The organism is Paenibacillus sp. PL2-23 (assembly GCF_040834005.1).
Lineage (GTDB): Bacteria > Bacillota > Bacilli > Paenibacillales > Paenibacillaceae > Pristimantibacillus.
This window is the reverse complement of the sequence record NZ_CP162129.1, coordinates 1,818,541-1,844,114: the sequence shown is the minus strand read 5'-3', so window position 1 is coordinate 1,844,114 and position 25,574 is coordinate 1,818,541. Positions and strand designations below refer to the sequence as shown.

Annotated in this window: 16 protein-coding genes; all 16 read right to left on the bottom strand. The window is 52.4% G+C overall.

Going from position 1 to position 25,574, the window contains the following annotated elements; translation table 11 throughout:
• Positions 1-39 precede the first annotated feature (39 nt).
• Positions 40-816 (bottom strand): SDR family NAD(P)-dependent oxidoreductase, encoded by a 777-nt coding sequence (locus tag AB1S56_RS07830; RefSeq protein ID WP_340870312.1) that lies wholly within the window; start codon positions 814-816, stop codon positions 40-42.
• A 32-nt stretch (positions 817-848) separates the two neighbouring features.
• The gene (locus AB1S56_RS07825) at positions 849-2,162 is read right to left on the bottom strand and encodes a carbohydrate ABC transporter permease (RefSeq protein ID WP_340870314.1); all 1,314 of its coding nucleotides are present in this window, start codon (positions 2,160-2,162) and stop codon (positions 849-851) included.
• A gap of 4 nt (positions 2,163-2,166) precedes the next feature.
• Entirely contained in the window at positions 2,167-3,036 is an 870-nt protein-coding gene (locus tag AB1S56_RS07820) for a sugar ABC transporter permease (RefSeq protein ID WP_340870315.1), read from the bottom strand.
• A 63-nt stretch (positions 3,037-3,099) separates the two neighbouring features.
• Positions 3,100-4,488 carry an extracellular solute-binding protein gene (locus AB1S56_RS07815; RefSeq protein WP_340870316.1) on the bottom strand — a complete coding sequence of 463 codons (1,389 nt, stop codon included), beginning with the start codon at positions 4,486-4,488 and terminating at the stop codon, positions 3,100-3,102.
• Positions 4,489-4,663: 175 nt separating this feature from the next.
• Positions 4,664-6,025 carry an extracellular solute-binding protein gene (locus AB1S56_RS07810; RefSeq protein ID WP_340870317.1) on the bottom strand — a complete coding sequence of 454 codons (1,362 nt, stop codon included), beginning with the start codon at positions 6,023-6,025 and terminating at the stop codon, positions 4,664-4,666.
• Positions 6,026-6,041: 16 nt separating this feature from the next.
• On the bottom strand, positions 6,042-7,664 hold the full coding sequence (locus tag AB1S56_RS07805; protein WP_340870319.1) for a response regulator: 1,623 nt from the start codon (positions 7,662-7,664) through the stop codon (positions 6,042-6,044).
• A gap of 5 nt (positions 7,665-7,669) precedes the next feature.
• Positions 7,670-9,487: a histidine kinase gene (locus AB1S56_RS07800; RefSeq protein ID WP_340870321.1), complete on the bottom strand. Its 1,818-nt coding sequence runs from the start codon at positions 9,485-9,487 to the stop codon at positions 7,670-7,672.
• A 114-nt stretch (positions 9,488-9,601) separates the two neighbouring features.
• Complete coding sequence (locus AB1S56_RS07795) at positions 9,602-12,793, bottom strand: S-layer homology domain-containing protein (protein WP_340870323.1); 3,192 nt, start codon at positions 12,791-12,793, stop codon at positions 9,602-9,604.
• Between the two features lie 193 nt (positions 12,794-12,986).
• Positions 12,987-14,453, bottom strand: a complete 1,467-nt coding sequence (gene aldA, locus AB1S56_RS07790; protein WP_340870327.1) for an aldehyde dehydrogenase — start codon at positions 14,451-14,453, stop codon at positions 12,987-12,989.
• A 218-nt stretch (positions 14,454-14,671) separates the two neighbouring features.
• Positions 14,672-17,047, bottom strand: coding sequence for a DUF4962 domain-containing protein (locus AB1S56_RS07785; RefSeq protein ID WP_340870329.1), 2,376 nt, complete (start codon positions 17,045-17,047; stop codon positions 14,672-14,674).
• Positions 17,044-19,137 (bottom strand): heparinase II/III family protein, encoded by a 2,094-nt coding sequence (locus AB1S56_RS07780; protein ID WP_340870333.1) that lies wholly within the window; start codon positions 19,135-19,137, stop codon positions 17,044-17,046. The genes AB1S56_RS07785 and AB1S56_RS07780 overlap by 4 nt, the downstream gene beginning before the upstream one ends.
• A complete protein-coding gene (locus AB1S56_RS07775; RefSeq protein ID WP_340870335.1) occupies positions 19,134-19,901 on the bottom strand; it encodes a 3-oxoacyl-ACP reductase family protein in 768 nt (255 codons plus the stop codon). The genes AB1S56_RS07780 and AB1S56_RS07775 overlap by 4 nt, the downstream gene beginning before the upstream one ends.
• Complete coding sequence (locus AB1S56_RS07770; protein ID WP_340870338.1) at positions 19,891-21,765, bottom strand: histidine kinase; 1,875 nt, start codon at positions 21,763-21,765, stop codon at positions 19,891-19,893. The genes AB1S56_RS07775 and AB1S56_RS07770 overlap by 11 nt, the downstream gene beginning before the upstream one ends.
• Positions 21,765-22,808: a response regulator gene (locus AB1S56_RS07765; protein WP_340870340.1), complete on the bottom strand. Its 1,044-nt coding sequence runs from the start codon at positions 22,806-22,808 to the stop codon at positions 21,765-21,767. The genes AB1S56_RS07770 and AB1S56_RS07765 overlap by 1 nt, the downstream gene beginning before the upstream one ends.
• Positions 22,809-22,931: 123 nt before the next feature.
• On the bottom strand, positions 22,932-24,533 hold the full coding sequence (locus tag AB1S56_RS07760; RefSeq protein ID WP_340870342.1) for an extracellular solute-binding protein: 1,602 nt from the start codon (positions 24,531-24,533) through the stop codon (positions 22,932-22,934).
• A gap of 152 nt (positions 24,534-24,685) precedes the next feature.
• Entirely contained in the window at positions 24,686-25,558 is an 873-nt protein-coding gene (locus tag AB1S56_RS07755; RefSeq protein ID WP_340870344.1) for a carbohydrate ABC transporter permease, read from the bottom strand.
• Between the last annotated feature and the right edge of the window lie 16 nt (positions 25,559-25,574).

Below are 25,574 nucleotides of genomic sequence, written 5' to 3'. Positions count from 1 at the left end.
GAAAGGTGCCTCAGCACAGTCGCTAGGCACCTTACCGTATTAATAATCATTATGCAGCCGGACTGACACCCCGCCGTCGATCACCAGCGAGGAGCCCGTCATATAGGCTGCCTTGTCGCTTGCAAGAAAAGCGACCAGCTCGCCGATCTCGACAGGCTCCGCCATTCTCCCCAATGGTATATTGCGGGTCAGCTCGGCTTCTCTCGTCTTGCGTTCATCAGCGGCAATGCTGCTCAGGTAGCGGTCCATGCCTATGTTCCGCGTTAAACCCGGCAGCACACAATTGATCCGGATGCCGAAGGGCGCCAGCTCCAGCGCAAGACTTCTCGACATCGCCGTTACTCCGCCCTTGATCGCTGCATAGGAACTGAAGCCCGGAAGTGTAACCTGTGCATGTACGGAGGCGATGTTAATTATCGAGCCGGATTGGTTCCGTTTCAAATGCGGCAACACTTGTTGAATAAGCAGGAGCTGCCCCTTCAGATCCGTTCGCAGCACCCGGTCAAATTCATCTGAAGGAATCTGCTCCACCGGCCTGTAGTAATGTGTCCCTACATTATTGACCAGAATATGAATATCTCCGAATCGGGAGACGGTCTGATTCACTGCCTCCTGCAGATCCTCTTCCTTGGCTACATCCGTACATATGAAAACCGCTTCTCCCCCGGCCGCAGTCAGCTCTCGCATGGCTGCATGGCCTGCCTCTTCATTCCAGTCCAGCATAGCGACGCGGCAGCCCTCGCGAAGCAGCACTTCGACGATGCCTCTGCCAATACCTCCTGCTGCGCCCGTCACAATCGCAACCTTCCCAATCATATCGGCAATTCGCCTCCTTGTTCTGAAGCCCCTTAACCCTTCACACCTGAGAATGCAACACCCTTCTCGATATACTTCTGTGAGAAGAGGAAGATCAGCAGCAGCGGGATCATGGATACAAATGCGCTGGCCATCAGCATATTCTGCAGCACGCTTGGCTGATTCTGCAGGTCATTGAGCGCAACGGTAAACGTCCAATATTTCGGCGAGCTGTTGACGACAAGCGGCCATAGAAACTCATTCCATACCGGAATGAAGGTCATGACGCCGACAGTAGTAAAGATTGGAATAGAGAGCGGCGTCACGATCTGCAGGAACGTTCTAAGCTCGGTAGCGCCATCAACCCTGGCCGCCTGCAGCAGCTCCTTGGACACTTGGTCGAAGAAGCCCTTGAATAGGAAGATGATAATCCCCCAGGCGGTATGCGGCAAAATTACGGCGAGTAAGGAATTAACGAGACCCAAGTCCTTCATGAGCAGATACATCGGCAGCAATAAGGAAATATCAGGAATCATGATTGTAGCCAGGAAAAACATGATCCAGAAAAACTTCCATTTCTTACTCTCGATGAGATGCGCCAGCGTATATCCCGCAAGTCCGCCAAGCACCATCTGCACAAGGACGCTCGCCACTGTAATAATAGCACTGTTCAAGAAATATTGGGCGAAGCCCAGCGCCCCGGCCGTATCCTCCGCGATTTTGTTGAGCGCCATATAGCTGCTGAATACACGAACCCAGTTGGATTGTTCGCTAATGGCAACAACTTGACCCTTTATTAATTCATTGGATTGATAGAAGGCAGAGAAGCGGCTGGACAGTTCGGACTCCGCAATAGACGGCGTTACCGCTATACTCTTCCCGCTGTCACCCTCCCATTCGAACTTGGACAGCTTGTTCTCCTGGATGATAGGCAGCTTCTTATCCATCATCTTGTCATTGAAGATCGTGGTTGGCACAACCTTAGGCTGTCCGACAAAGAACATAGAGGAGACGGTCTCTGCTGTATAGAGCTTACGACCGTCCTTCACGCCTGTGATGGTCACATCGCCAATGCTCTCACGGATATTTTTCATCCACGGATACCACATCGCTCTCATGGCGTCCTTCTCGTAGAATGCCGGATCAGTCTCATCCATTCCTGTGTAATCAATTGTCACTTGAATGGATTGGGGAATCGTCGGCAGCCACTTGGGTGGATAGGAGTTAATATCCTTCTCCGTCTTGAGCGAGGAGGCGAACATCCACAGAATAGGGATTAACGCAAAGATTACGAACGATATTGTCACCACATAGGCCGTAATCTTTAGCGATCTTCCCCCTTTTTCCCTTATGCGAGTGCGTTCCATATGATCAATCCTTTTCTGCGGAAATTTTATTCTGAATGATGGTCAGTAACGCAATGACGATAAACATAAATACGGATACCGCACCGGATATGCCGAATCGAGATTGCTGGAAGGCTGAGTTGACAACAAGCATGGACACGACCGTTGTGCTGCCTGCTGGTCCGCCTTGCGTCATAATGTAAATATGGTCATAAGCAAGCAGGACGCTTGACATGAAAGCCACAAATTGAATGACAATAATAAATTTGATATTGGGCAGAAGCATCGTCCACATCCTTCTCCATGGACCTGCTCCATCCATCTTCGCCGCCTCCAATATTTCCGTTGGTATGGACTTCAGTGCGGAATAATACAACAGCAGTGCTATTCCGTTGCCGGCGAATACGGCAGGCAGAACGATTGCAAGCTTCGTCATCGTGGCGTCATTGAGCCACAGGTATGGACCTAATCCTACAAAATCAAGCCAGTAGTTCAGCAAGCCAAAATCCGGGTTATACATCCATTTCCATACGAGCACCCCGCCTACAAGAGGCATGATGGTTGGCAATTGATACATGAAACGGAAGAAAGCGTTGCCCCGTCGAATATCATACAGGAACAAAGCTTGAACAATGGGAATCCAGAATGTAAGGACCAAATATAGACCAAAGAATATAAACGTATTCGAAATCGCTTGCCAGAACGTAGTTGATTTCAAAAATTCCGTATAATTGGCGAAGCCGATGAATTTACCAGGCGGATTAACGATGCTATAGTCAAAAAAACTAATATAGGCCATATTCATTAATGGATAATACTTAAACATCACATAACAAATTACAGAAGGCAACAAAAACAAAACCGGCACCCAGCGAATGTTTAATCTACGCAACATATGTCTCCCTCACCCCAGGAACGGCTATCGGGATTCCCCCGGCCGGGGGAATCCCAATGGCTATTATTTTTTAACTTCTTGATTGTATTTGTCTACGACTTCACGCTGTGCCAGATCCTGCGCCTTCTGCATAACCGCCATTGGATCCGCCTTCTCATCCAGGAGCACCTCTTGAACAGCTTTGACCACATAAGGGCTCAGACGTGCTTTCAGGAAGTACTCCAGACGGCCTTCGCCAGCTGCTGCCTGCACATTCTCGATCAGCTCTTGAGGCATGCCTTCCACAAATTGAGACGCATCCACGTCGCTTCTTACATTCAACAGGTTCGGGAAGATACCGTTATCCATCTGGTACTGAAGCAACCCATCCTGTACTTCCTTGGACATCAGGTACGTTGCGTACGTGAACGCCGCTTGCTGCTTCTCTGGTGTTGCCTTCGGATTAAAGATCCACACCGCGCCGCCCACCTGTGCTGGGGACGTGCCGCCAGGGCCCGGAGGCAGTACGGAGAAACCAATGTTTTCGATATCCATGCCCGAGGAAACCATACCGCCGAACCAGTTGGATGCGGCAATCATAGAAGCTGCGCGGCCTTGGTAGAAGTCGTTGGAGTTCTCGTCAAGACTTTGAACAACATTCTTCTGTGTCGCTTGATACTTGAATTTAAGATCCTTGTAATATTGCAGCGCTTGTACGGCAGGCTCAGACGTGAAGGTCAGCTTAGCCGTTCCATCTTCCTGCTGCTCGGTCAGGTCGCCGCCGGCTTGCCATACATAATATTCAAAGAACCAGTCCGCCCAGTCCATGCCCAGCAAGGCATAGCCGTATTGATTTTTGGAGGCATCCGTCAGCTTCTGCGCTGCCTCGCCGAAGGACTCCCAGTTTTTCAGCGCTTCTGCCGGATCAAGGCCCGCGTCAGCAAACATCTGTTTGTTGTAAGCCAGTCCCGTTACATACATGAAGTTCGGAATGCCGTAAATTTTGCCGTCTCTTGTAGCTGCTTGTGTAGCGGAAGGCAGGAACATATCCTTCTCCGCGTAGTTGTTCCACAGCTCCGTAATATCAGCCGTAATGCCTTGGTCGATGTAGGATTCCATATCCGGGAACGCATTCGCGTACAGATCCGGCTGCTCGCCGCCTACAACCGCTGTCATGAACTGCTCTCTTTCTTTGGTCAGCGTCTGCATCACATGCTCAACCTTGATGTTCGGATATTTCTCGGCGAAATCCTTGAACACCTGCTCCCAATATGGCTTAGCGGGGTCGCCGTCCTGCGGCATGTCCCAAGATACAATCTCAACCACTTCATCCGTAGCAGGCGGTGCTGATGCGGAATCGCCGCCCTTGCCGCTTCCATTATTGCCGCCGTTGTTGCCGGAGCATGCTGCCATGAACAGCGATACAACGAGAGTCAGGGCTAGAACAGCCATTAGCTTTGCTTTCTTTTTCACTGATAGTTCCCCCATTCGAGTGATGTGCTTAGCTTTGCTTTGCTTTGCTTTACACTTCTTATTGTAGAAGGAATGGGGGCGTGAGCTGTAAGAATATATTAAGCGGTTCATACGAATATCTTAACCATACATACAGAAACGAGCGGAAGCCTTGGAAGGCTGTCCGCTCGCTGGGTTAGTCGAACTCCATATTATAAGTGTCAATGACCTCGCGCTGAGCTTTCTCCTGCGCTCGGGTGAGGGCATCATATGGCTTTGTGTTTTCATTCAGCAGAACCTCCTGAACCGCAGCAGAGACATAAGGGCTTAGACGGGACTTGAGGAAATATTCAAGCCGACTCCCCTCGGCTGCCCGCTGAATACTGCGGACAAGCTCCTCCGGCATCCCTTCCGCGTAAGCGATGGGATCAACGTCCTCCCGCACCGACAGCAGATTGGGCAGCATGCCTTGCTCCTTCTGGAATCGAAGCATCTGCTCCAAAGCGTATTTGGAGGTCATGAAGGTCGCGTAGGTGAAGGCTGCATGCTGCTTCTCTTCCGTCGCGTTCGGGTTCAAAATCCAGATACCTCCGCCCACCTGCGCAAGTGACACGCCAGCGGGACCCTTCGGAAACGTCGTCACTCCGATATCATCCATGTCAACACCCGATTCCAGCATTTCCCCGAACCAGTTGGAGGCTGTAATCATCGTCGCGGCGCGCCCAGCGTAGAAGTCTTTTTTGTTGTCATCCAGACTTTGCAGCGTGTTGGGCTGCGTCACGCCATAGCGGAACTTCAAATCCTGATAATAGCTCAGCGCCTGAACCGCGGCATTGGAATTAAAGGTCAACTGTACGGTTCCATCAGGATTCTTGCTGGTAAGATCGCCTCCAGCTTGCCACACATAATATTCATAGAACCAATCCGCCCACTCGGTTCCCAGAATGGTATAGCCATATTGATTGCTGGAGCGGTCGGTCACTTGCTCCGCCGCCGCTGCGAAGGAGTCCCAATTCAGGAAAGCTTCCTCCGGGTTGATGCCATTCTCCTCAAAAATCCGTTTGTTATACGCCAAGGCTGTCACATACATGAAGTTAGGAATACCATAGATTCGTCCATCCTTCTCCGCTGTCGCCATAGCAATGGAGGAATAGTCGGCGCTGTCCGGATATTGTGTCCACATCTCTGTAATATCGGCAGGAATGCCCTGATCAATGTACGACTCCATATCGGGAAATGCGGCATTGTACAAATCCGGCTGCTCGCCCCCTGCGACAGCTGTCATAAACTGCTCGCGCTCCTTCTGGAAGGCCGCCTCCATATGAATCACCCGGATATGGGGATAGGCCTGCTCGAATTCCTGAAACATGCGCTCGTAATACGGCTTCTCTGCCGAACCCGCGAATGGCTTGTCCCAGACAACAATTTCGACAACAGGGTCCGTCAAGCCGTCTTCCAGCTTCAGATGGTTATCTCCGGAGCACGCGGTCAAAGACAACAGGAACCATAGGACAGCGCCCGCCCCTAATGTCGCTTTTGTCACAATACCTGCAACCATCCTTCTCCCCTCCTTTCTACGCATGCGGAGCGCTCTTATCCCTATATTGGCCTGGAGTAACGCCAAAGCGCTTGCGGAATACGCTTCCGAAATAAGCCGCATCGTCGAAGCCGACCCTCTCGCTGATATCGCGTATCTTCATATCGGTCTCCACCAGCAGCCGCGCCGCTTCCTTCATCCGAAGCCCATTCAAGAAATCAACAAAGGATTCCCCGTATTTCTCCTTAAAGCGCTTGGAGAAGTAATTGGGATGAATAAAGAACCGTTCCGCAATCATCGCCAGCTGGATAGGCTCTGCGTAATGGCGCTCCAAGTAGAGCCGAACTGCCTCCATAATTTCTTTTCCTTCAATATTATTGGATTTGGACAATAAGCCAATCATATTCGTAACGAGCCGCTTCATCTGCTCGACAATCTCATGCCATGCTGTCGCTTGCTGCAGCTCTCGCTGCAGATCCGTCAGCTCTCCAATCGCCCACTGCGAGTCCGTGGCATGGGTGATCCAATATTTGTTGAGGAACAGATAGAAATCCACACAGAACCATTCCACCATCACATAGCTGGAGGCGGGCTCCTGCACAATGGCGCCTAGCCGCCGCTCGATCCACTTGTGAACCTTGTCCTTCTCCCACTTGCCCAGCCAATCCTCCAGGAGCTTGACATCCTCTTGGCCGATAAAGGACTTCCGTTGCGCCTCTTGCCCCCCATTCGCTGCGCCCTGGGCCTGATAGATCCGATTCCCTCCATGAAGGATCGCGTTCCTGGCGATCTGCTTCGCTTCCCGGTAGCTCTCTTGCACCTTGGCCATTTGAGTCTGATAAGGCCCTACGCCTATCGTGACACCCAGCTTCAGATACTTCCGTATGCCGAACGAAATCGCTTCCAGCGTGTAGGTCACTCCAGCGCTGTCCTGCCCCTTCTGCAGTCCAAGCACATATACCAGCTCGAAGCGCCGCAGTGAATGGTGCACGAGAATACCTTTGATGGCATTGGACAAGAAGCGCTCCGTTACAATATTTTTGATCGCGAACCAGAGCAGCTCCTCCTCACCTGGACCAAAGGAGCCATGAGGCACCTTGAACGGCTCCAATTGGAGGACAACCGCCGTAAAGGCAGCTCCATGCTTCGCAAGCTCATCCAGCTCGCTGCTGGCCTCCGCGAAGTCCTCCTCCTGCAGAAATTGCGTAAGCACCTGCTGACGGGAAGCCTCCTGGCTTGTTTCGGCCACGCTCTTCAGCTCCTGAATCATCTGATCCGTCTGCTGCTCCGCCTCTCTGCGCTCCAACAGCTCCATCAACGTTGCATACAGCTCATCGTCCTCCAGCGGCTTCACCAAATAATTGCTGACTCCGTATTTGATCGCTTGTCTGGCATAATCAAATTGATCATAGCCGGTTACAATGACCAGCTTAACCCGGGCATCCAGCTCCAACGCGTGTCGGATAAATTCCAGCCCGTTCATGCCGGGCATATGAATATCCGTTACAATCAGCTCCGGCTTCGCTGTCTTCATCAGCTCCAGCCCCTTGAGCCCGTCCCCCGCTTCCGCTACGACCTCTACAGGCAGACCGGTTTGACGAATCTTATGGATGATGCCTTGTCGAATAATGGGCTCGTCATCCAACACCATAATTCTCATATCGTTTAAGCCTCCTGGTCGGGCAAATAGGTCTTGATCGTAATGGAAAAGGTTGTCCCATATTGCTCGTCGCTGTTGAACGTAATGCCGCATTCCGAACCATATAACATGCGGATACGGGATTGCACATTGTGAAGGCCAATAGAAGCCTGTTGATGTTCAAGCCCTGCAGGAGCATCCTCCAGCTGCAGCAGCGCCCTCAGCCACTGCTGCCGCTCCTCATCAATGACCAATCCATTATTCCATATTTTCACCTGAAGCTCGTCCTGACTCAGAGAAATCGCTTCAATTCGGACAATCCCGCCATCAATGCTATGGCTGATTCCATGATTGACGCTGTTCTCCACTAGCGGCTGGAACAGAAGCTTTGGGATCGGCACCTGCTCCAGACCCGGCTCCAAATAAATGGTGTAGTCCAGCCTGCTGTCGAACCGGATTTTCTGTATGGACAAATAGAGCCTGATTTGCTGAAATTCCGCATCCAGCTTGGACACATCATTGCCGCTTATATTATAGCGGAACATCTTGGCCAGCGAACGGCTGATCAGAGATACTCGTTCGTCCCCGTGCAGCGAGGAGATACTATCGATAATGCCTAAGGTGTTGTACAGGAAATGGGGATTGATCTGCGATTGCAGCGATTTGATTTCCGCATTTTTTTTCACTATTTCCGATTCATATACCTTGCTGATCAGACGGTTGATCTCCCTGGTCATACGATTGAAGGATTTGCTCAGATACCCGATCTCATCCTCGGTACGTACGGGAAGCACGACGGAATAATTGCCCTTCTCAATCGCTTTCATGCCTTTGCTAAGCAGCTTAAGCGGCGTAATGGTTCGGGACGAAATAAATCCCGCCAGCAGCATGGAGAACAGCAGGGTGAACACGCCAATCCAGATCGTCCGCTTCGTGAAATTGTCGGCAGACTCCGTCAGTACCCGAGTAGGCACCTCCGTAACGACAAGCCAGCCCGTATGCCCCAGACTGTCATATGCGATCAATTGGTTTTCTCCTGAGCTGGAACGGTAATAGTGGCCTTTGCTCTGGCTGCCAACCATCAGCAGCTCTTCGGCTGTCAAGATACGCTTTCCCCGCTCACCAGCATTCCTGGAATACACGACGGTGCCAGAATCCTTTTCCACCAGATAGGTTCTGCCCTCTCGGCTCCCCTCGCTTTCCGCCAGCCACTGCTCCAGCGATTCCGATGACAGCGTAAAATGCATCACACCAATAATGGGACCTGGCGATGTCAAGGTAATTTGTCTAATCGCTTGGACGTACGACAACGTGTAACCGACCTGCTGTCCTGACGCACTGGGATTGTACATATCCGTAGGCAGCCACAAGCCTTTGCCATTGGCTTCAATCGCGACATCCGTCAAGCGCTGCATTTCACTCGGGGCAATCAGGGTGGATACCAGACCGCCTACCCGCATAGCGAAGCCGTCAAGCTGCGAGATCACCACATTCGATACAATGGGATGATTGTATACAAAATTGGATATTTTGCCGCGGTAGGAGCTTTGTCCCTCTGGATCTGTGCCCATACCGCGCACAAACTGATGAAAGTCGAAGTCTCCAAAGTAGTTCCAGGCAAAGCTTTTGACGTTCGTCATATTCGCGTTCAGCGTGGAAGCGGATTGCTGCGTCAGGCGAAGGTGACTATCTACTGCCTGTGCCCGCAAGTCATTAGCCGTTCGGAAATAGAAGTCGAACAGGAGCACGAATACAATTAAAGCGATAATAATCAAATAAGACAATAATATTTTGCGATACAGGGACTTGCCGATGTATCGGCTTATAGCATACAAGATCCGCAATGCTCCACCTCTCCTTCCCAGTATCACGTCCTCTTATTGTAAGGGATGAGATACAAAGTGGAAAAGAGCACCCGTTTCCAATTGGAAACAAAGTGCTCAAACCAGCGGGACAGCCTACTTCTGTGACAAGCGAAGGTTATCGATAATAAACGAATCACCGCTCTCCGGCGCATCCTCCCACAGATACAGATGAATGGAGGCGATTCCCGAAGCGTCGAGCCCCGTCGCTTCCGCTCCCCAGAAGCCCTCTTGCTCCCCCCATACAGGGTCGGATGCCTTGAACTGGGCTATCGAAATCGTGCGGGATTCCTTGGCCCCAATGGCAAAATAATAGGTACGAAGCGCGCCCTTCTTATCCGTTACATTCGCGCGAAGCTGGATCGGCAGCCCATTGGGATTGGTCACATCGGCGACCACGAGCGGCTTGCTCCCCAGGTGCCATGGGGCTGCCGGCTTAATCTCCACTCCGGAGTAATCCGCGTCTAGCGTACCTACGCTAACCTTCATCGCCCGTTTGCCATCCGTTGCGCCAGCGGCTCCATACTGAACAACGGCTGTTTTGTAGGCTGTAACGATGGACAAATCCTCGTTCGACTCAAAGGACATCAGCCACTCCTTGCCTGGCTGGCCGCCTCCTGTACCCGTGCCCTTGCCAAGAAAGCGGATGTCATATGCTCTCGCATGCACATCCTTTGCAGCGCTGACCATTTCCTCGTAAGGCACATCGGCTACATCCACAAAACCTAGGTTATAATTTTCCCCGTCCCATGCGCGTCCAAGCAGCGGCTGATCCACATATTGGAACCAATGCGCACCGACAAAATAAGGATTGTTCAGTACAGTCTCCATATAATGAACATACTTCTCGCCGCGATTCTCTTGATCCACAGCCGACGTATCCGCGTTTGGCCCCGTTCCGAACATGCCTCTGTCATCCGAAGCGAAAGCAAATTCACCGATAATCGCCGGCATATCGAGCTCCTCAAGATGCATCCAGTTTTCGCCTTCCACATCCTCTTTATACACATTGAAGCTGATGACGTCCACATACTTCGCCGCTGCCTTCTGCACCTCTTCGCTTGTGCCCCACTCCGCAAATCTCGAGCCCAGATAAAGGGTATCGGGAAGCTTCGCGCTCACCGCTTCATCCACAATGCGGAAGTATTCATCCGCCAGAAGACTCAGCATGGCCGAATAGTCAGGCAGCATGCCCTCGGACAGCTCTGCCGGCTGATAAGGCTTGCCAAGAGCGTCAAACGAAGCGAAGCTGGTGCCCCATTGGCTGTTCAGACTTTCAATTTTGTTTTTATAAACAGCCCTCAGGTGGTCAATCATTGTGCGTTTGGCATAGCTGCTCTTAGCTGAGCTGTCCATGGCCATAATGTTGCTAATCAGCGCATACTTGCTTCCCGTATTGGCGGGATTGCCCCAAGCGATCTCGTTATCGATGTAGACCCCAATCATAAACTTGTCATCTTCAACGCCATACGCCAATATTTGTTCGTCCAGCATGTCGTCCACGCTTGTCTTAAATGCCGGATCGAATGGATCTGCTACCGGCGCCCAGCCGCCTCCGCTTGGAATGGTGGCATGCTGTCCCCAATGCGTCCAGCCATTGGCAACATAAGCGATACCATGCTCATCGCCCTTCCCGAAAAATAATGCCGGGTCCGACCAGTTACCGAGCGAGCTGAAGCCCCAGCTCTTGAAGCGATCCACAGAGATGTCCTTCCATGCCTTCACGTAGTCCTGTCCGTATTTGCGCTCCAGATTGGCCTGGTAATGGTTGAACAGCCAGCCCTCTGTTTGCCCCAGTGGAGGAGCCCCTACTATGGTTGTATAAGTGTAATGCTCGCCCAGCTCTCCATCCTTGGAGGGGAGCTCCGTGAACATATTTTCCCGGCCTGAGATCCAGGTATTCATATCATCCAGTCGAACGATATCAAGACCATTGGAGAAGAACAAGTAGCCTTCAGGATCCACCAGCGTCCACTTACCTTCATGCTTCGCCACACGGAAGTGCCCGGTAGCCTCAAGCTTCGGTCCGTTCAGCCAACCGCCATATTTGCTCGTTTCCAACGGCTTGGCGCTGGCGAGCGCAGCAGCCTCTTCCTTCTTGTCAGCAAGGAAATCCCCATCGGTATGTACCTTGCCCTCCCAGTCCAGGCCCCTGTATTGGCCATAACCATCCACCAGGTCGTCCATGTAGCTGAGATCCGTATTGGGATCGCCGATTACGGCAATGTTATCGAATAGGAGAGTGGATTCCTGCTTCGTATACATTTGCCACAGCTGGAATTCCACGATATGGCTGCTGTCCAGCCCCTTCTCTCCCCAGCCGTAGCCAAGCTGGCTGCCGGCAGGATTGGGCGGCAGAAACCGCATGCCGAGATCCAGCGCTTCCGAGCCCATGCTGAGAAAATATTTTTGTGTACTGTTTGCTTTCGCAACGGCAGCGCTTACAGTGGAATGCGCCACGCCGTCCGCGCTTTTGTCATCATCCATTCGCAGGTAGAAGGTGATGTCCTTGTCCGTCGGATTCGTGACCTCGAAGGACAAGGCTTTGCTGCTGCCGAATTGCCAAGGCGTAGTCGCCGTGAATTTGACAGTCGGGAAGTCCGCCGCGCCGTAGACGACCTTCAACGCCTTGGAGTTCGTTGCCTCGTTGTGGACAACTTCAATCGTGGAATCTCCTGTCGTTACAAAGTCTGGAATCGCACCATTCTCGAAATCAAGAGAAGGGAATCCATAACGATAGGAGATGACACGGTCAAGCGCCGTCACCAGCTCTGCGAACGTAATTTTCGCTTGAGGGCGCAGCTTGCTCCCGTTGCCTACGAACACTCCAGCCTCATATACGGCCTTAAGCGCCGCCTTCCCTTCAGCGCTCATACCGGCAATATCCCGGAAAATCCGGTCCAGCTCTACGCTTCCTGCAGCATCATCGCTTATGAATGCAGAAGCGATAATGACGGCTTCCTCTCGAGTAACTCCTTTATTGGCCTGATCAATAGGCTTGCCTTGGGACGCTTGAACAGCCCATGCCGCTGCTCCCGCATTCGACAGTCTCGAAGCATCCATGGCTTCCCAGCCGATGGAGCTCCCAATCAGCTTTGCCGCATCCTCGCGAGAGAGAGCGCGATTCGGATTTTTTACCTCTTCTGATGCCGCCTCGACATATCCCGCCTGCACCCAAGCCTGAATTGTGCCATCCGCCCAGTGCTTGGAGGACATGCCATACGCCTGCGAGGAGAACGCTCCCATCATGATGAGGAAGACCAGAATCATCAAACTGTGTCGCTTCATTCCTTGTTAACCCCTTTCCGATTCATCTGCTCCTCCATTCTATCGAACAAGGCTTGGCCAATCGCATAAATATCTTAAGCATTTGCATGGCAATCCTATAAAAATCGTAAGCGTTCTCCCAGCCAATACAAGAAAGAGCAGCGAGGACTTAAACTTCCCGCCCCGCTGCTCTTTCTTGGCTTCTTAACCTCTATTAAGCATAATTCAAGTAGACAGTTCGCTTTTGGAGGTAGCCCTCAATGCCGTATTCGCCATCCTCGCCGCCAATACCGCTCAGCTTATGGCCGCTGTGATGGCCCTGCATGCAGCCCGACATGCCTTGGTTCAGGAATACCGTGCCAACCTCCAGCACCTGGATTGCCTGCATCAGCTTGCGATAATCATTGGTGTACAGATAAGCCGATAAGCCAAGCTCGCTGGCATTAATGATGCTCACCGCTTCCTCGAAGCTTCCGATCCGAACAATCGGCAGGACCGGTCCAAAGATCTCTTCTCGTGCTGCAGCCATATCAGGCGTAACATTCGTTAGTACCGTCGGCTCGTACCAGTATCCCTTCTGGAACTCGTCTCCTGTTGGACGCTTGCCGCCCGCAGCCAGAGTAGCGCCTTGTCGGATCGTCTCCTGCACGATAGCATCAATCTTCTCCAGATCCCGTCCGTTCGCCTTCGGTCCCATCGTCACTGACTCGTCGAAGGGATCGCCCAGCTTAACAGACTTCACTCGCTCCAGCAGCTTCTCCGTAAATGCATCGGCAATGCTCTCATGCACAAGCACCATCTCATTGCAGATGCACACCTGCCCGCAGTTCGCGAAGCGCGCGCCAACTGCCGCTTCCACCGCTTGATCCACATCAGCGTCCTTCAGCACAACAAACGGGGCTTTGCCGCCCAGCTCCAGGGATAACGCCGTAATGTTGTCCGACGCCGCCTTGTAGATCGCCTGACCCGCTCTGACACTGCCCGTAACGGTCACTAGCTTCGTAATAGGACTGCTAACCAGCGCCTGCCCGACCTCCACACCTGTACCCGTAACCAGATTGGCTACCCCAGGCGGGAAGCCAACCTCGTCAATAAGGCGGAACAGCTCTGCAGATGCAAGAGGTGTGAGCTCATGCGGCTTAATAATCATCGTATTCCCTGTCACCAGCGCCGGACCAAGCTTGCGGCCAATGAGCGCAAGGGGATAGTTCCATGCACACAGCCCTACAGTGACGCCATACGGCACCTTCTGAATCATCAGCATCTCGCCCTGACGGTTAGCCGGCAGCACATCACCCTTCAGACGGTTCGCCGATTCCGCCGCGTACATGAAATAAGCCATCGTATCGTCGACTTCGCCAAGCGCCTCGCGATAGGTCTTGCCTTGCTCAAGCACAAGCAGCCGGGCGAAATGCTCCCGCTCCTCTTGGATGCGGTCCACCAGCTTGACCAAATACCGTGCCCGCTCAACAGCGGGCAGAAGCTTCCACGAGCGCTGAGCTTTCTCCGAGGAGTGCAGCGCTTTCTGCACATCCTCCGGATCCGCATCGCTTACATGTCCAATCACTTCTTCATTGGCAGGATTCAGCACCTCAGTCAAGCGCCCGGAGGCCGAATCCATCCATTGTCCGTCTATATAAAGTCGATAATAGGTTGTATTGCCTGTTGTCCCTGTCATCATAACCTTCACCTCTTAATTGTAGGATTGCATCATTTTACCCCCTCCCAGCCATGCGGCCGTACAAATATATAAATGACTTTCTATAAATATCTTCACTTATTAGCGGCTAGTCGGCTGAACAAATCATGAAACACGCGGTCACGATCCAGTCCAATCCCTTAGACAAACCAAACAGGCTGCCTGGAATGCTCCAGACAGCCTGCCGATCCATTCATCTATTAATAAGCCTTCGCAACCTCAATCTTGCGTGTCTTGCCTGCTTCGTTCGTGAAGTACAGATGCACGCCGTGGTCCTGATCGTCCATGAAGTGCGAGACGAACTTGGAGTCGCCCTTCTTCATTGGGACAAGCAGCGACACAAGCCTATGGCTGCGCGCTTCCTTCGTCTCGGCATGCAGATGCCACTGCTTCGGAAGGCCCTCATATTCGGAAGGCTCCACATCGGTGAACTCGTCATGCTGGCGAAGCGACAGGCTGCCAGAGGAGCTGTATACGAACCGAACGTCCATATCCGCCTTCGTTCCATTGACAAGGAACGCATTGGAGGACAATGTCATTTGGTTCATCGTATGCAGCAGCCATTCCACCTTGCCCTTCTGCTCCAGGTCCACATAATCCACGATCACGAAATAGGATTGGTCGATAAAATAAATCTCGCGCATGCAGCGCTTCACATACGGCACCGTCTCATTGTAAGCTGCCGTTGCGTCGCTTCTGCAATAGCTGATTCCGTCCTTGTGCCATGCTTCCTGCACAACCCCGGCCGCTTCCATGGCGAGCACCTTGTTTGTTCCAGCATACTGCCCTTGTCCGTCAATAAGCAGCGCATTGGTGGAACTGGTCTGCCTTCGCCAATTTCTGTGCATCGTGCTGCCGAACGCTACATAATAGCCGCTCTCGATCGCCAGCGGCTCGCCGAACGCGTGAATGAGGAAGCCATTCTGATCGCCGTGGCTGTGGCTGATGGAGCCGTATGGGCTGCTCTTCGCCAGCAGCATAACATGCTCAGAAGGCTCATGCATGCGGTGATGCATCGCGACCCAGCCGATATCGCGGAACCACTTCACAGGCTCAATGACGCTCTCATCCGGGATAACCGGCGCTACCTCGGGATAATCATGGCGGAACATGACGCTGTCGAAGCGGAAGTCCCACCAGCCATAGTTATAGAACTTGGAGTCCGGGTCGGGATCGTTGTCCAGCGTCTGCTCATAATACCACTGATACAGGCCGTTGCCGGTAATGCCGGCGAACTGACGGATGTTGTAGCCCGTCTTCAGAATGGGACGCTCTCCCAGCGAGGACTGATCGCCGAAGCTTGCTCTTGTTGTATCCGGGCTGTAGCAGTACAGCGGGAAATCTCCCGTCTTCGAGAAGAACGGCCGCTTATACATGTCGATGCCGCAGTAATTGCGAACCAGGTTCAGCGCATCGATCAAGTAGGCCATACCCGTCGTCCAGTACATAGGACCTTCCGCCCAGCCGCCGTCCTCTCCGCCCCATGGCGAATACAGGCAAGCGTAATACTCCAGCGTATAGTCCAGCCATTCCTGCGCTTCCGGCTCTTCATGCAGCAAAGCGATGGCTGCAGGCACCAATACCGAAGAAAGCGAACGAACGGCATGACTGTCGAACGGCACCTGATGAATGCGGGAGCGGTCGATGACATGGAACGCAACCTGTCGCGCGCGCTCCAGCAGCGCTTCACGCACAGCCTTCCGCTCCTCCTCATTCAGCACATCGTGCAGCCAGTCGTAGCCCCACGCAAGCGCGCCCGCGATCCGGAAGGAGGATTCGTCGTTATAATCGCGCGACGTCGTGCCTTCAGCATTCCACGAGGCGGTATGCAGCAGCCACTTCTTCGCCGCCTCCAAGATCGTCTCGTCCTTCAGCACCACACCGGCAACACTCAAATGGCGAATCGCATACAGCGTCTCCTGGCAATCCATGTACATGCGGCGCCATAGTGCAGCCACACGCTTGTTATCGGGATATGGAGCCGGCTCGGCGATCAGCTCGCGCTCCAGCCAGGGCTGGACGGAACGCTCCATGAATACGTCCCAGCCCGCATAAGCGGGGTCTGCCGCGATACGCTCTCGAAGGCTCTGAAGTCCGTCTTGATTCAGCCAAAGACGTGGATGCGTCGCGATGGTGGAGCTATAGCGGCCGTCTCGATCAGGAAGCGGCGTTTCAGGCAAACCTTCCGGTACTTGAAAGCTTCTTACCACGCTCCAGCTGCTGCCGATTGACCCATCCAGGTCTCCGCCAACGGTTTTGGATACGCTGCATGCCTGAGAGCCGCTGCGACTGGAAGCCGGGCGTCCGCCCTCCAGCGCGTAACGCCAATAATAGGAGCCGGGCTCCAGCGCTTCGGACGGCGTATACAGGTTGTACGGGATATTGCGAACCGTAACGGTATCCCCCGTCTTGAAGTCGGGCGAGCTGGAGTACTGCAGCGCATAACAATCGCCTTCCGCGAGCGCGGGCATCCACGTGAAGCGAGGCGGATTCTCCAGCAGCTTGCTTTGATCGTTCGGTTCATATGGGACAGACAATATGCCGCTTTGCGGTTCAAATAGCTTGAGGGTATTCATATGCTCATCTCCCTGATTCCATCTGCGGTTAATTGATAGCTGATCAACTCATTGCCAATGCGCACGGTAAGCTTCTTCTCGGCGCTTGCTCCGCTCTCATCCAGAGGCTGGAGACGAACGTCCAGCTCCTTGTCGCCAGCGGCATATACGGCTGCCACATCGGCACTAGCTCCCGCTGTCCGGACGAGAACACCCTTCATCATGACACTGGGGTCATCCGCAAGTCCGGGGGATTCCACCAAATAGGCTTCCGCATTCTCCGAGAGGGCAACCGCGGAGGACAGGCTATTGCCGCCTTCCAGCCCTGTAATGGTCACACGGGCCATGATGTCCTCATTCGCTGACACAGAAGACGACTTGCTCCACTTCGCGATCGCGCGCACATATTCGTAGCCGTTGTCCTGGCCCAGAGCGGCCGGAGTCGCGTTGAAGTCCCAGCCCTCCACCGACGGTTCGCCGATGAAGTGGAACCACCAGTCAATCTCGCCGGGCTCAGCCAGTCCAATCTGGTACCAATCCACGATATAATCTGCGCCCACAAGCAGATGGCGGACAAGAGTCGCTCCAGGTACAGCGCCGTCCACAGACATCGTCATAGCCGTATAGGCCTTCTCTTCCACAAAGGACAGGCAGCATCCCTCTGCTTCTTGCTGAGACTGACCGTTTACACTAACCGTGTTATGGCACGTGGTAGCAGGATACCAGCTCTTCTTGAGCACCGATCCATAAGGAACGGTTCCTCTGTCTGGTGAAACAGGCTTGCCATTCAAGCTAAGCATGACATTCAGCTTGTCGAAGTGGCCATGCGAGCCGCCATGCGGACCGAAATCCACCATGGCTGTAAGAGGATTGCCGGCCTGTCTCAGCCAGGCAAACCCGCTGTCCGGAAGCAGAGCGGAGGAAGCGGCTGGGGGATCCTCAAGGCTGATCTCCTCGCCTGTCCACTGACGGTACAGCAGCGCTTCGAGACCAGCGTTTCGATAGGCCCACGGCTCCGATGATTGAAGCGCCTCACTGTCCCCCTGCCCCATTGTTTCATAATAATAGTTCAATAATTTCCAATATTCAGGTTTTTGATATCTCGCCAAGCCCTTCTCGAACACTTCAATGATCTCAAGCGTATAAGGCATTCTTCCATACGGTCCATCATGTGTCGCTGGAAGACGGCCATCCTCCTCGGCCAGGCGGATCAGAACATCCAGCATGCCTTCGATATGACGCGAGCCCTCCGCCTTGATCTCGAAGCCGTCGATGTCGAAGCGCTTCAGCATCTCCACCGTTATCAAATAAGCGCGAAGCACAAAAACGTGATAATAGACACTGCCTTCGAATTCCAGACCATCGTTCAAAATCGCGATTTCCAGATGGTTCCGGATGCCGCCCTTGCGCTCAAGCAGACTATCAAGCTTCGCGTGGTCCTGCTTGGCCGCGTATACGCAGCTTAACGCCGCATTCAGCCAGGCTGTGTAGTTATTCTCAGGCTGGTCTCTTTCGATCGTCAGAATATGATGATATTGCTCCATGCTGCTCTCCAGCATGCTGATAAATTGTGTAATATCCGCTTGCGCTTCCCCGAACGCTAGTCCCGAATCCTGCAGCAGCAGATAAGCCTGGAGAAGCGTGGTTGCCCAGATCGCCTCGGTCAGCGCCTGATGGAAGGCGCGGCCCTTCAGCATCCAAGGCTGCGCATCGGGATGAACGGGATACAGGGGAAACTGCTTGGCATAAGCGCTAATAATATCGCGCCCATAGCTCCCGTATGCAAGCTCCTTCGTTGCGGCGTATACCGCAGCCGCCTTCAGCGAGCGTCTAGCCCATAGCTGGTGACGATACACCAGCCATGCGCCATGATACGGCTCCCCCTCCAGCACGCAGCCATATGGACAGTGGTAGCGGCCGTCATCCTCGCGAAGCTCGTCAAACAGCAGCTCTGTATGATGGGTGGGACATACATATTGATGCCACCAGCCGCCTGGCTCCATAGGAATGGAAGCCTCGCACGCCATCGCCTGATCCAATTCCTTCTTCAGCCGGTTTAGTGTAGCTTGTTGTCCTGCCTGTCCTTTGGTTTGCCCTTGTAAATTCATCATCTCATGAACATTCCGCCGTTGATTTCGATCGTTTCTCCCGTCAAATAAGACGAAAGCTCCGATACGAGGTACAGGACGGCTCCCGCAACATCCTCAGGCGTGCCTTCTCTCTTCAGCGGAATACCTTGAATGGTCGCTTGTCTTGCCGCATCCGGGGTGAAGGTTGCATGGAATGCCGTACCGCCGATGAAGCCAGGCGAAATCGCGTTAACCAGAATGCCGTCGGCAGCCAGCTCTTTAGCCAAGCCTTTGGAGTAAGACAATACCGCAGCTTTGCTCGCCGCGTAGATGGAGGCGCCTGGTCCGCCGCCGTTGTGGGCCGCGATGGAGGTCAAGTTAACGATTCGTCCGCCGCCAAGCTTCTTCATCCCTGGGATGACCGCCTTGCTGACGAATACGGTGCTCTTCATATTGACGTCCATAATTTTATTGTAAAGCTCTTCTGTCATCTCGGCATTAGCAAGCCGCTGAACCAGATGACCAGCGTTGTTGACAAGAATATCGATAGGTGCGCCGAAGGCCTTCTCGACCTGAGCTACCATATCGTTAATTTGCGCCACGTCCGTTACGTCTGCGCGGATCGCGACAGCTTCGCCGCCAATCGCCTGGATTGCGGCTACCGTTTCCTCTGCTCCTTGCACGCTGCTCAGGTAGTTAACGGCTACCTTCGCTCCTTGCCTTGCCAGCTCGATGGCTACTCCGCGGCCAATACCGCCGCTTGCGCCTGTTACCAATGCTACTTTACCAGTCAAATTAATGTTCATTTTTTGTTCCTCCCCAAGTGATCTCTTTGTGTACGCCAATGGATTGAGAATCAGGCATTGTTATAAAAACAATAGTCCCCTGATCAGCCTTGCTTTCAATCGAAATGCCGTATTCGTCTCCATATACCATCTGCAGCCTTCTGTGTACATTTAGAACGCCAATGCCGCCGCGCTTGCGGTTGCCTCTTTTGTCTTGATCCTCGGACAGACGGTTCTCCAGCAGTCGCTTCCTCAGCTTGGACAGCCGCTCCTCCGACATGCCTGCGCCGTTGTCTTCAACGGTAACCACGATTCTGCCCTCGGTCTGCTTCGCGTCGATCCGAATGTAATGATGCGCCTCAATGCCGTTCGGGAACGCATGCTGGAAGATGTTCTCCACAATAGGCTGAAGCGTCAGCCTGACCATGCCCTTCAGCAGCAATTCTGGATTCATAACGACGTCGACCTCAAACTCCCTGCCGATGCGATGCTTCAATATAATCATGTAATTTCTAACGTGATTCAGCTCATTGACAATCGTGCTTTCCTCCAGGTTCGTCTGAACGGAGTAACGAAGCATGTAAGCCAGCGCCTCGACCATCTCCGAGATATCGTCGGAATCCTGTACGATGGCATAACAATTGATTGTCTCCAGCGTGTTGTACAGAAAATGAGGATTAATCTGTAGCTGCAGCGCCTGGTATTCCGCTCTATGCCGCTCCAGCTGCAGCTCTCTCAGCTCAAGCTGCGCCTTCTGCCCTTTGAGCTCGGCGTCATAGACCCGGTCTATCATTTCGGACAGCCGTCCCACCATCAGATTATAGCTGTGAACAAGTGCGCCCACTTCATCCTTGCGCGGCTTCACTTGCACATATTGCCAATTGCCCTTCTCTGTCTCCCGCATGCCATTCATAAGTGTGCGGATGGGACTGACGATCGTCCCTCCGAAGCGCAAGGCCAGCACTAGCGCCGCTGCCAGCGTTAGCACACCCACAGTTACCGTAGTGGTGCGAATGACCGAGATCGGCTCGCGAAGCTCCTCAAGCGGCATGGCAATCCCCAGACTCCAGCCGGAATATTCCGATTTGCGCGAGACGATAAGACGCTCCTGGGACTCATCATTCACAACAAAACGCTGATTTCCGTTATCGACAATCTGGGCGGATACCTGCTCCAGGAAGGAATCGCTCATTCTATCGCCGTCAGGAGCGTATATGACCTGGCCCTGTTGGTCCAGAATGAAGAAAAAACCATTTTCGCCTAGATCCATCTGCTCCCACAGGTCCGTCAGCTGCTCTTCATGAAATTCCACGGCAAGCACGCCTTTAATGCCATAGGTGGAATACCCTCTTATTTTGCGAGCAACTGTTATGACACGGTCCGCGTCTCGGTTAAGCAGGCCCGTATTCAAGATCGCAATTCGGCCGTTAGCCTCCGTCTGCTCATCCAGCTCCTTCAGTCTGTCTGCGGTACTCACGCTGTGCGCGGAGAAGTTTTGGTTCGCATCGAAGATGGAGCGCCCATGATAGCCCAGCACATACATCATATTAATTTGATTGGGATACATGATATGAATTTTCTCGAAGATATCCTTTTGGATTTTGGTCGAAAATTGATAGTAGGCATAGCTGTCCTCCGGGTCCATATCGAGAAACTTCTTCACCTGCTGCTGAGATAGAACCGACACTGATATACGCTCGAACATCATCAGCTGTCGATCCGTCTGCATAGCGGCGTTGTTAATAACCGTTGTAAAATATTTTTCAACCTGCTTATCAATAGCTCTAGCGGATTCCATGTACGAGAATATGCCCACGGTGCACATGGATAGAAGGACGAGGACAAAGAAGTAGACAAAAATCTGCGTCGCCAGGCTTTTCCTCATCAATCAATCCCCAGCATTTCCCGGTACTCCGACGGCGTCAAACCCGTTACCTTCTTGAAGGTTTTCGTAAAATAGGGATGATCCGAATAGCCGACCTCATGCGAGATGTCGGTAATTTTGTAATGGGGCAGCGCCAGAAGCTTCTTGGCCCGCTCCATTCTTCGTTTGATCCGATATTGCACAAAGGTCTCATCCGTCATTTGCTTGAACAGCTGGCTGAAATAGGATGGATTGAGTCCAAGACGCTCCGCCACTTCCTCCAGCGATAATTCCTTGGACAAATTCTGCTCGATATACGCCTTTACTTCCTCGACGGGGTCCTTCAGATGTCCCCTCCGTTTGGTCCGAATGAGACGGGCAATTTCATCCAGCTCCTGCTCGAACCATTGGAATACGGCCTCCGGACTGCGATCATCCAGACCTGCGTCCGCGGCCCGTTCCGGAAAGCTGTACACGTCTCTTCGATTCAGCAGCTTCACGATGCGCTGGTTAAGCTCCTGCAGCAATTGGCCCAATTGTACGGCGGGAAATGAATGCTTCGCGCAGTAGTCCTTCAAATGGGTCAAAGCCTGCTCGCGATCACCGGCATTCAGATGCCAGAGCGCGTCTTCCAGCTGCTCTGCCCACTCCGCCTGCTCCTCGAACGAGATAAAAGAGGCTTTTCTCCTGGCCTGCGCGCCATCCATCAGCTTCTGTACGGCTTCGGCAATGCCCGCACGGGTTACCGGCTTTAAGATATATTCCTTGACTCCATAAGAGACACACTTCTGCGCATATTCGAAATCGCTATAGCCCGACACAACGACAATATCAATATCGTATTGCAGCTCTCTGATCCGCCTGCACAGCTCCAGTCCGTCCATACGCGGCATGCGAACATCCGTGAATACGAAGTCGGGGCGAAGCGCCTCTATGCGAGCCAGCGCTTCTTCCCCATTCTCAGCGCTTTCGATTTCGGCCTTTCCTTTGCAAGCCAGATGAATGAGCTTTTCCAGACCTTTGCGAATCATCGGTTCGTCTTCGACGACAAGAATACGATACATGGAGCACCTCATTTCATTTGGCTTGGGAGTGGAAAGCAATTTTCAGGCCATACGATGCAGGAACCCCTCCCGACGGAGGCTGCGCCATGATCGGGAAGGGTGTTCTGCAGCTAATGCAAATTTCTATTCGAAAGAATTTTCTTTGCTGTTATAACGTTCTGTTGCCTCTTTAATTACATCGTTGCCGCCTTTGGACAGGTATTCCTCCAGCACTTGGTCGAACGAATCCAGGGAGTCCTTGCCGTATACAATACGCAGTACCTTCTCCAGTACAAGCGGCGGCATTTCATCGGATTTCGGATTCAAATCCGGATTCTGGATAAGAGCTTCCAGACGTGGATCAAATTCAATGCCTCTGCGACCCTCTTTGGATAGCATATTATCGAATGCGTCGATCATTTGCAAGCCGCTGTCCGACAGGGAGGATACCATTTTGTTGTAAGTTGTGTCTTGAACCATCCACAGCCAGTAGTTCAGGTATCTCATCTTGTCCGTGCCTTCTGTATCAGTAGGCACCTCGAACTTCGGCTCACCGTTTACAACTTGATAATCTTCGCCTTCAATACCGTAGCTGAAGAACAATTCCGCTTCTTCACTAACCATCCAGTTAAAGTACTTCACGATATCAGCAGCTTTGTCCTTCGCTTCAGCGTTGATCAGGTAGGAACGCGTTACAGGGTTGTAATGCGCGTAGCCGCCGCTGCCGTCTGGACCTACAGGAGAAGGAATCAGAGCAATCTCAGCATCTGGTACATTGTTTTTCAGCTGCGCTCCCCAGATTGGAAGCTCGTTCGCGTTCATGGACCACATGCCTACCTTGCCGCTTGTGATGTTGCTGCGGAAGTCGGAGCTTTCGACTGTTGCGAACTCTTTGCTGATCAAGCCTTCGTCATACATTGTTTTGTACACTTGAATCGCTTTTTTCATGTTCTCTGAGTCGAAGAAGCTTGGCTTCACTTGGCCGTCAGGGAACAGCTTGAATTGGTTCAGGTAACCAAATACGTCGTAAGCGCCGAAGAACGTGTCCGCATATTTGAAGTTCTGGCGGCCAGCGAATGGCTGCTCAACTCCCAGCTCTTTGAAGGCGCGAAGCACTTCAAGCGTCTCTTCAACTGTAGTTGGAATTTCCTTGCCTGCTTTCTCCAGCAGGTCCGTACGGATCCATGTTGCACGGCGCGATGGATTCGTCAGCACTTCAGGAATACCGTAGATGTTGCCTGTCTTGTCATCCGTCATACGATCCCATGCTGCTTCAGGAATAAATGCTAACAGGTCCTTGCCATGCTCTTCCAGCAAATCATTGAGGGGAAGGAATACACCGTTGGCTACTCCGCCAGCCAGCTCCGCTCCGCTCAGACCGCCGGAGCCTTGCACTACATCCGGAATATCGTTAGTCGCGAACATTTGCACCATTTTGTCTTGATATTCGTTATGAGGAATCAAACGAATGTCCAGATCCGAGTTTGTCAATTCTTCCAGCTTCTTGACGTATTTGTCTTCATTGATGTCAGGATGCTTCTCTACGTACGCTACGTTCAGCGTTCTCATGGAGATGGAGAATTTAACCGGATCCTTTTTCTCATCAACAGTCCCAGCACCGTTGTTCGTGGCAGTCGGAGCCGTTGTAGCATTGCCTCCTTCATTTCCACCATTGTTGCCAGAGCATGCGACCAGCAGTGCGAATGTTGTAAGCAGCACGCCGGCTCTTGTCAAAAACCTTGTCATGCCTAACCCCTCATTTCGTTTTTTATTAGTTGAAAACGACTTCATGAAGCGCTTTCAAGCTCAACTCAAGTATAGTCAGTTTCGATTCGGGTCAACAATGGACTTCCTTTGTGTCCCTTGTCATTTTTTTAGGTTTTGTACAAGTCGATCATTTACGATTTGATGGATCCGATCAGCATACCGCTAATGAAGAAGCGCTGCAGGAACGGATACAACAGAATAATGGGCAATGTCGCTACGAGAATGACGGCCATCTGAACGCCTTGTACAGACTGCGAAGTGACTTCGAAAGCAAGATTTCCCGTATCCGACAGGTCATCGGTAATAAGAAGCTCTCTAAGCTTAACCTGAAGCGGGTACAAGCTGCGGTCATTAATATAGTACAGGGCATCCATATATTTGTTCCAGTTCGTAACGGAGTAGAAGATACCGACAGTTGCCAGGGCTGGCTTGGACAACGGAAGCACAATACTCCATAGTGTACGCGTTTCTCCACAGCCGTCAATCCTTGCCGCTTCAATAATTTCATTCGGCAGCTGGGCGAAGAAGGAACGTAGGACAAACAGGTTAAATGCGCTGATAGCTGTAGGCAGCATAAGCGCCCATAGCGTATTCGTCAAGCTCAGCTCTCTCATTAGAATAAACTGCGGAATGAGTGGAGCGCTGAAAATCATGGTCAGCAGGATCAGAATCATAACTAGACGCCGGCCCACATATTCTTGACGAGAAATCGGGTAAGCTAACAGAGATGTTGCCGCCAGGTTGATAATGGTGCCGACGACCGTAATGTAGACCGAGATGCCAAAGGCTCTCCAGATCGAAACATCCGCGAACACATATTGGTAATAATGGGTGGTAAACTCTACCGGCCAGAACATAACCTCGCCGCGATCGATGGCACCGCCGCTGCTGAAGGATTGGGCAATAACGTTCATAAACGGGAGAAACATCGTGAGTCCGAGTAAAGTTAGGAACACATAGTTGGATACCATAAATATTTTCCTGCTTAAGCTTGCATGTCTCATTGCAATTACACCTCTC

Coding starts and splice junctions, on each gene's coding strand:
- AB1S56_RS07785 (WP_340870329.1), bottom strand. CDS start 17,047: ATGAATACCCTCAAGCTATTTGAACCGCAAAGCGGCATATTGTCTGTC.
- AB1S56_RS07795 (WP_340870323.1), bottom strand. CDS start 12,793: ATGAAGCGACACAGTTTGATGATTCTGGTCTTCCTCATCATGATGGGA.
- AB1S56_RS07775 (WP_340870335.1), bottom strand. CDS start 19,901: ATGAACATTAATTTGACTGGTAAAGTAGCATTGGTAACAGGCGCAAGC.
- AB1S56_RS07760 (WP_340870342.1), bottom strand. CDS start 24,533: ATGACAAGGTTTTTGACAAGAGCCGGCGTGCTGCTTACAACATTCGCA.
- AB1S56_RS07770 (WP_340870338.1), bottom strand. CDS start 21,765: ATGAGGAAAAGCCTGGCGACGCAGATTTTTGTCTACTTCTTTGTCCTC.
- AB1S56_RS07820 (WP_340870315.1), bottom strand. CDS start 3,036: ATGTTGCGTAGATTAAACATTCGCTGGGTGCCGGTTTTGTTTTTGTTG.
- AB1S56_RS07805 (WP_340870319.1), bottom strand. CDS start 7,664: ATGAGAATTATGGTGTTGGATGACGAGCCCATTATTCGACAAGGCATC.
- AB1S56_RS07810 (WP_340870317.1), bottom strand. CDS start 6,025: ATGGTTGCAGGTATTGTGACAAAAGCGACATTAGGGGCGGGCGCTGTC.
- AB1S56_RS07825 (WP_340870314.1), bottom strand. CDS start 2,162: ATGGAACGCACTCGCATAAGGGAAAAAGGGGGAAGATCGCTAAAGATT.
- AB1S56_RS07830 (WP_340870312.1), bottom strand. CDS start 816: ATGATTGGGAAGGTTGCGATTGTGACGGGCGCAGCAGGAGGTATTGGC.
- aldA (WP_340870327.1), bottom strand. CDS start 14,453: ATGATGACAGGGACAACAGGCAATACAACCTATTATCGACTTTATATA.
- AB1S56_RS07765 (WP_340870340.1), bottom strand. CDS start 22,808: ATGTATCGTATTCTTGTCGTCGAAGACGAACCGATGATTCGCAAAGGT.
- AB1S56_RS07755 (WP_340870344.1), bottom strand. CDS start 25,558: ATGAGACATGCAAGCTTAAGCAGGAAAATATTTATGGTATCCAACTAT.
- AB1S56_RS07780 (WP_340870333.1), bottom strand. CDS start 19,137: ATGATGAATTTACAAGGGCAAACCAAAGGACAGGCAGGACAACAAGCT.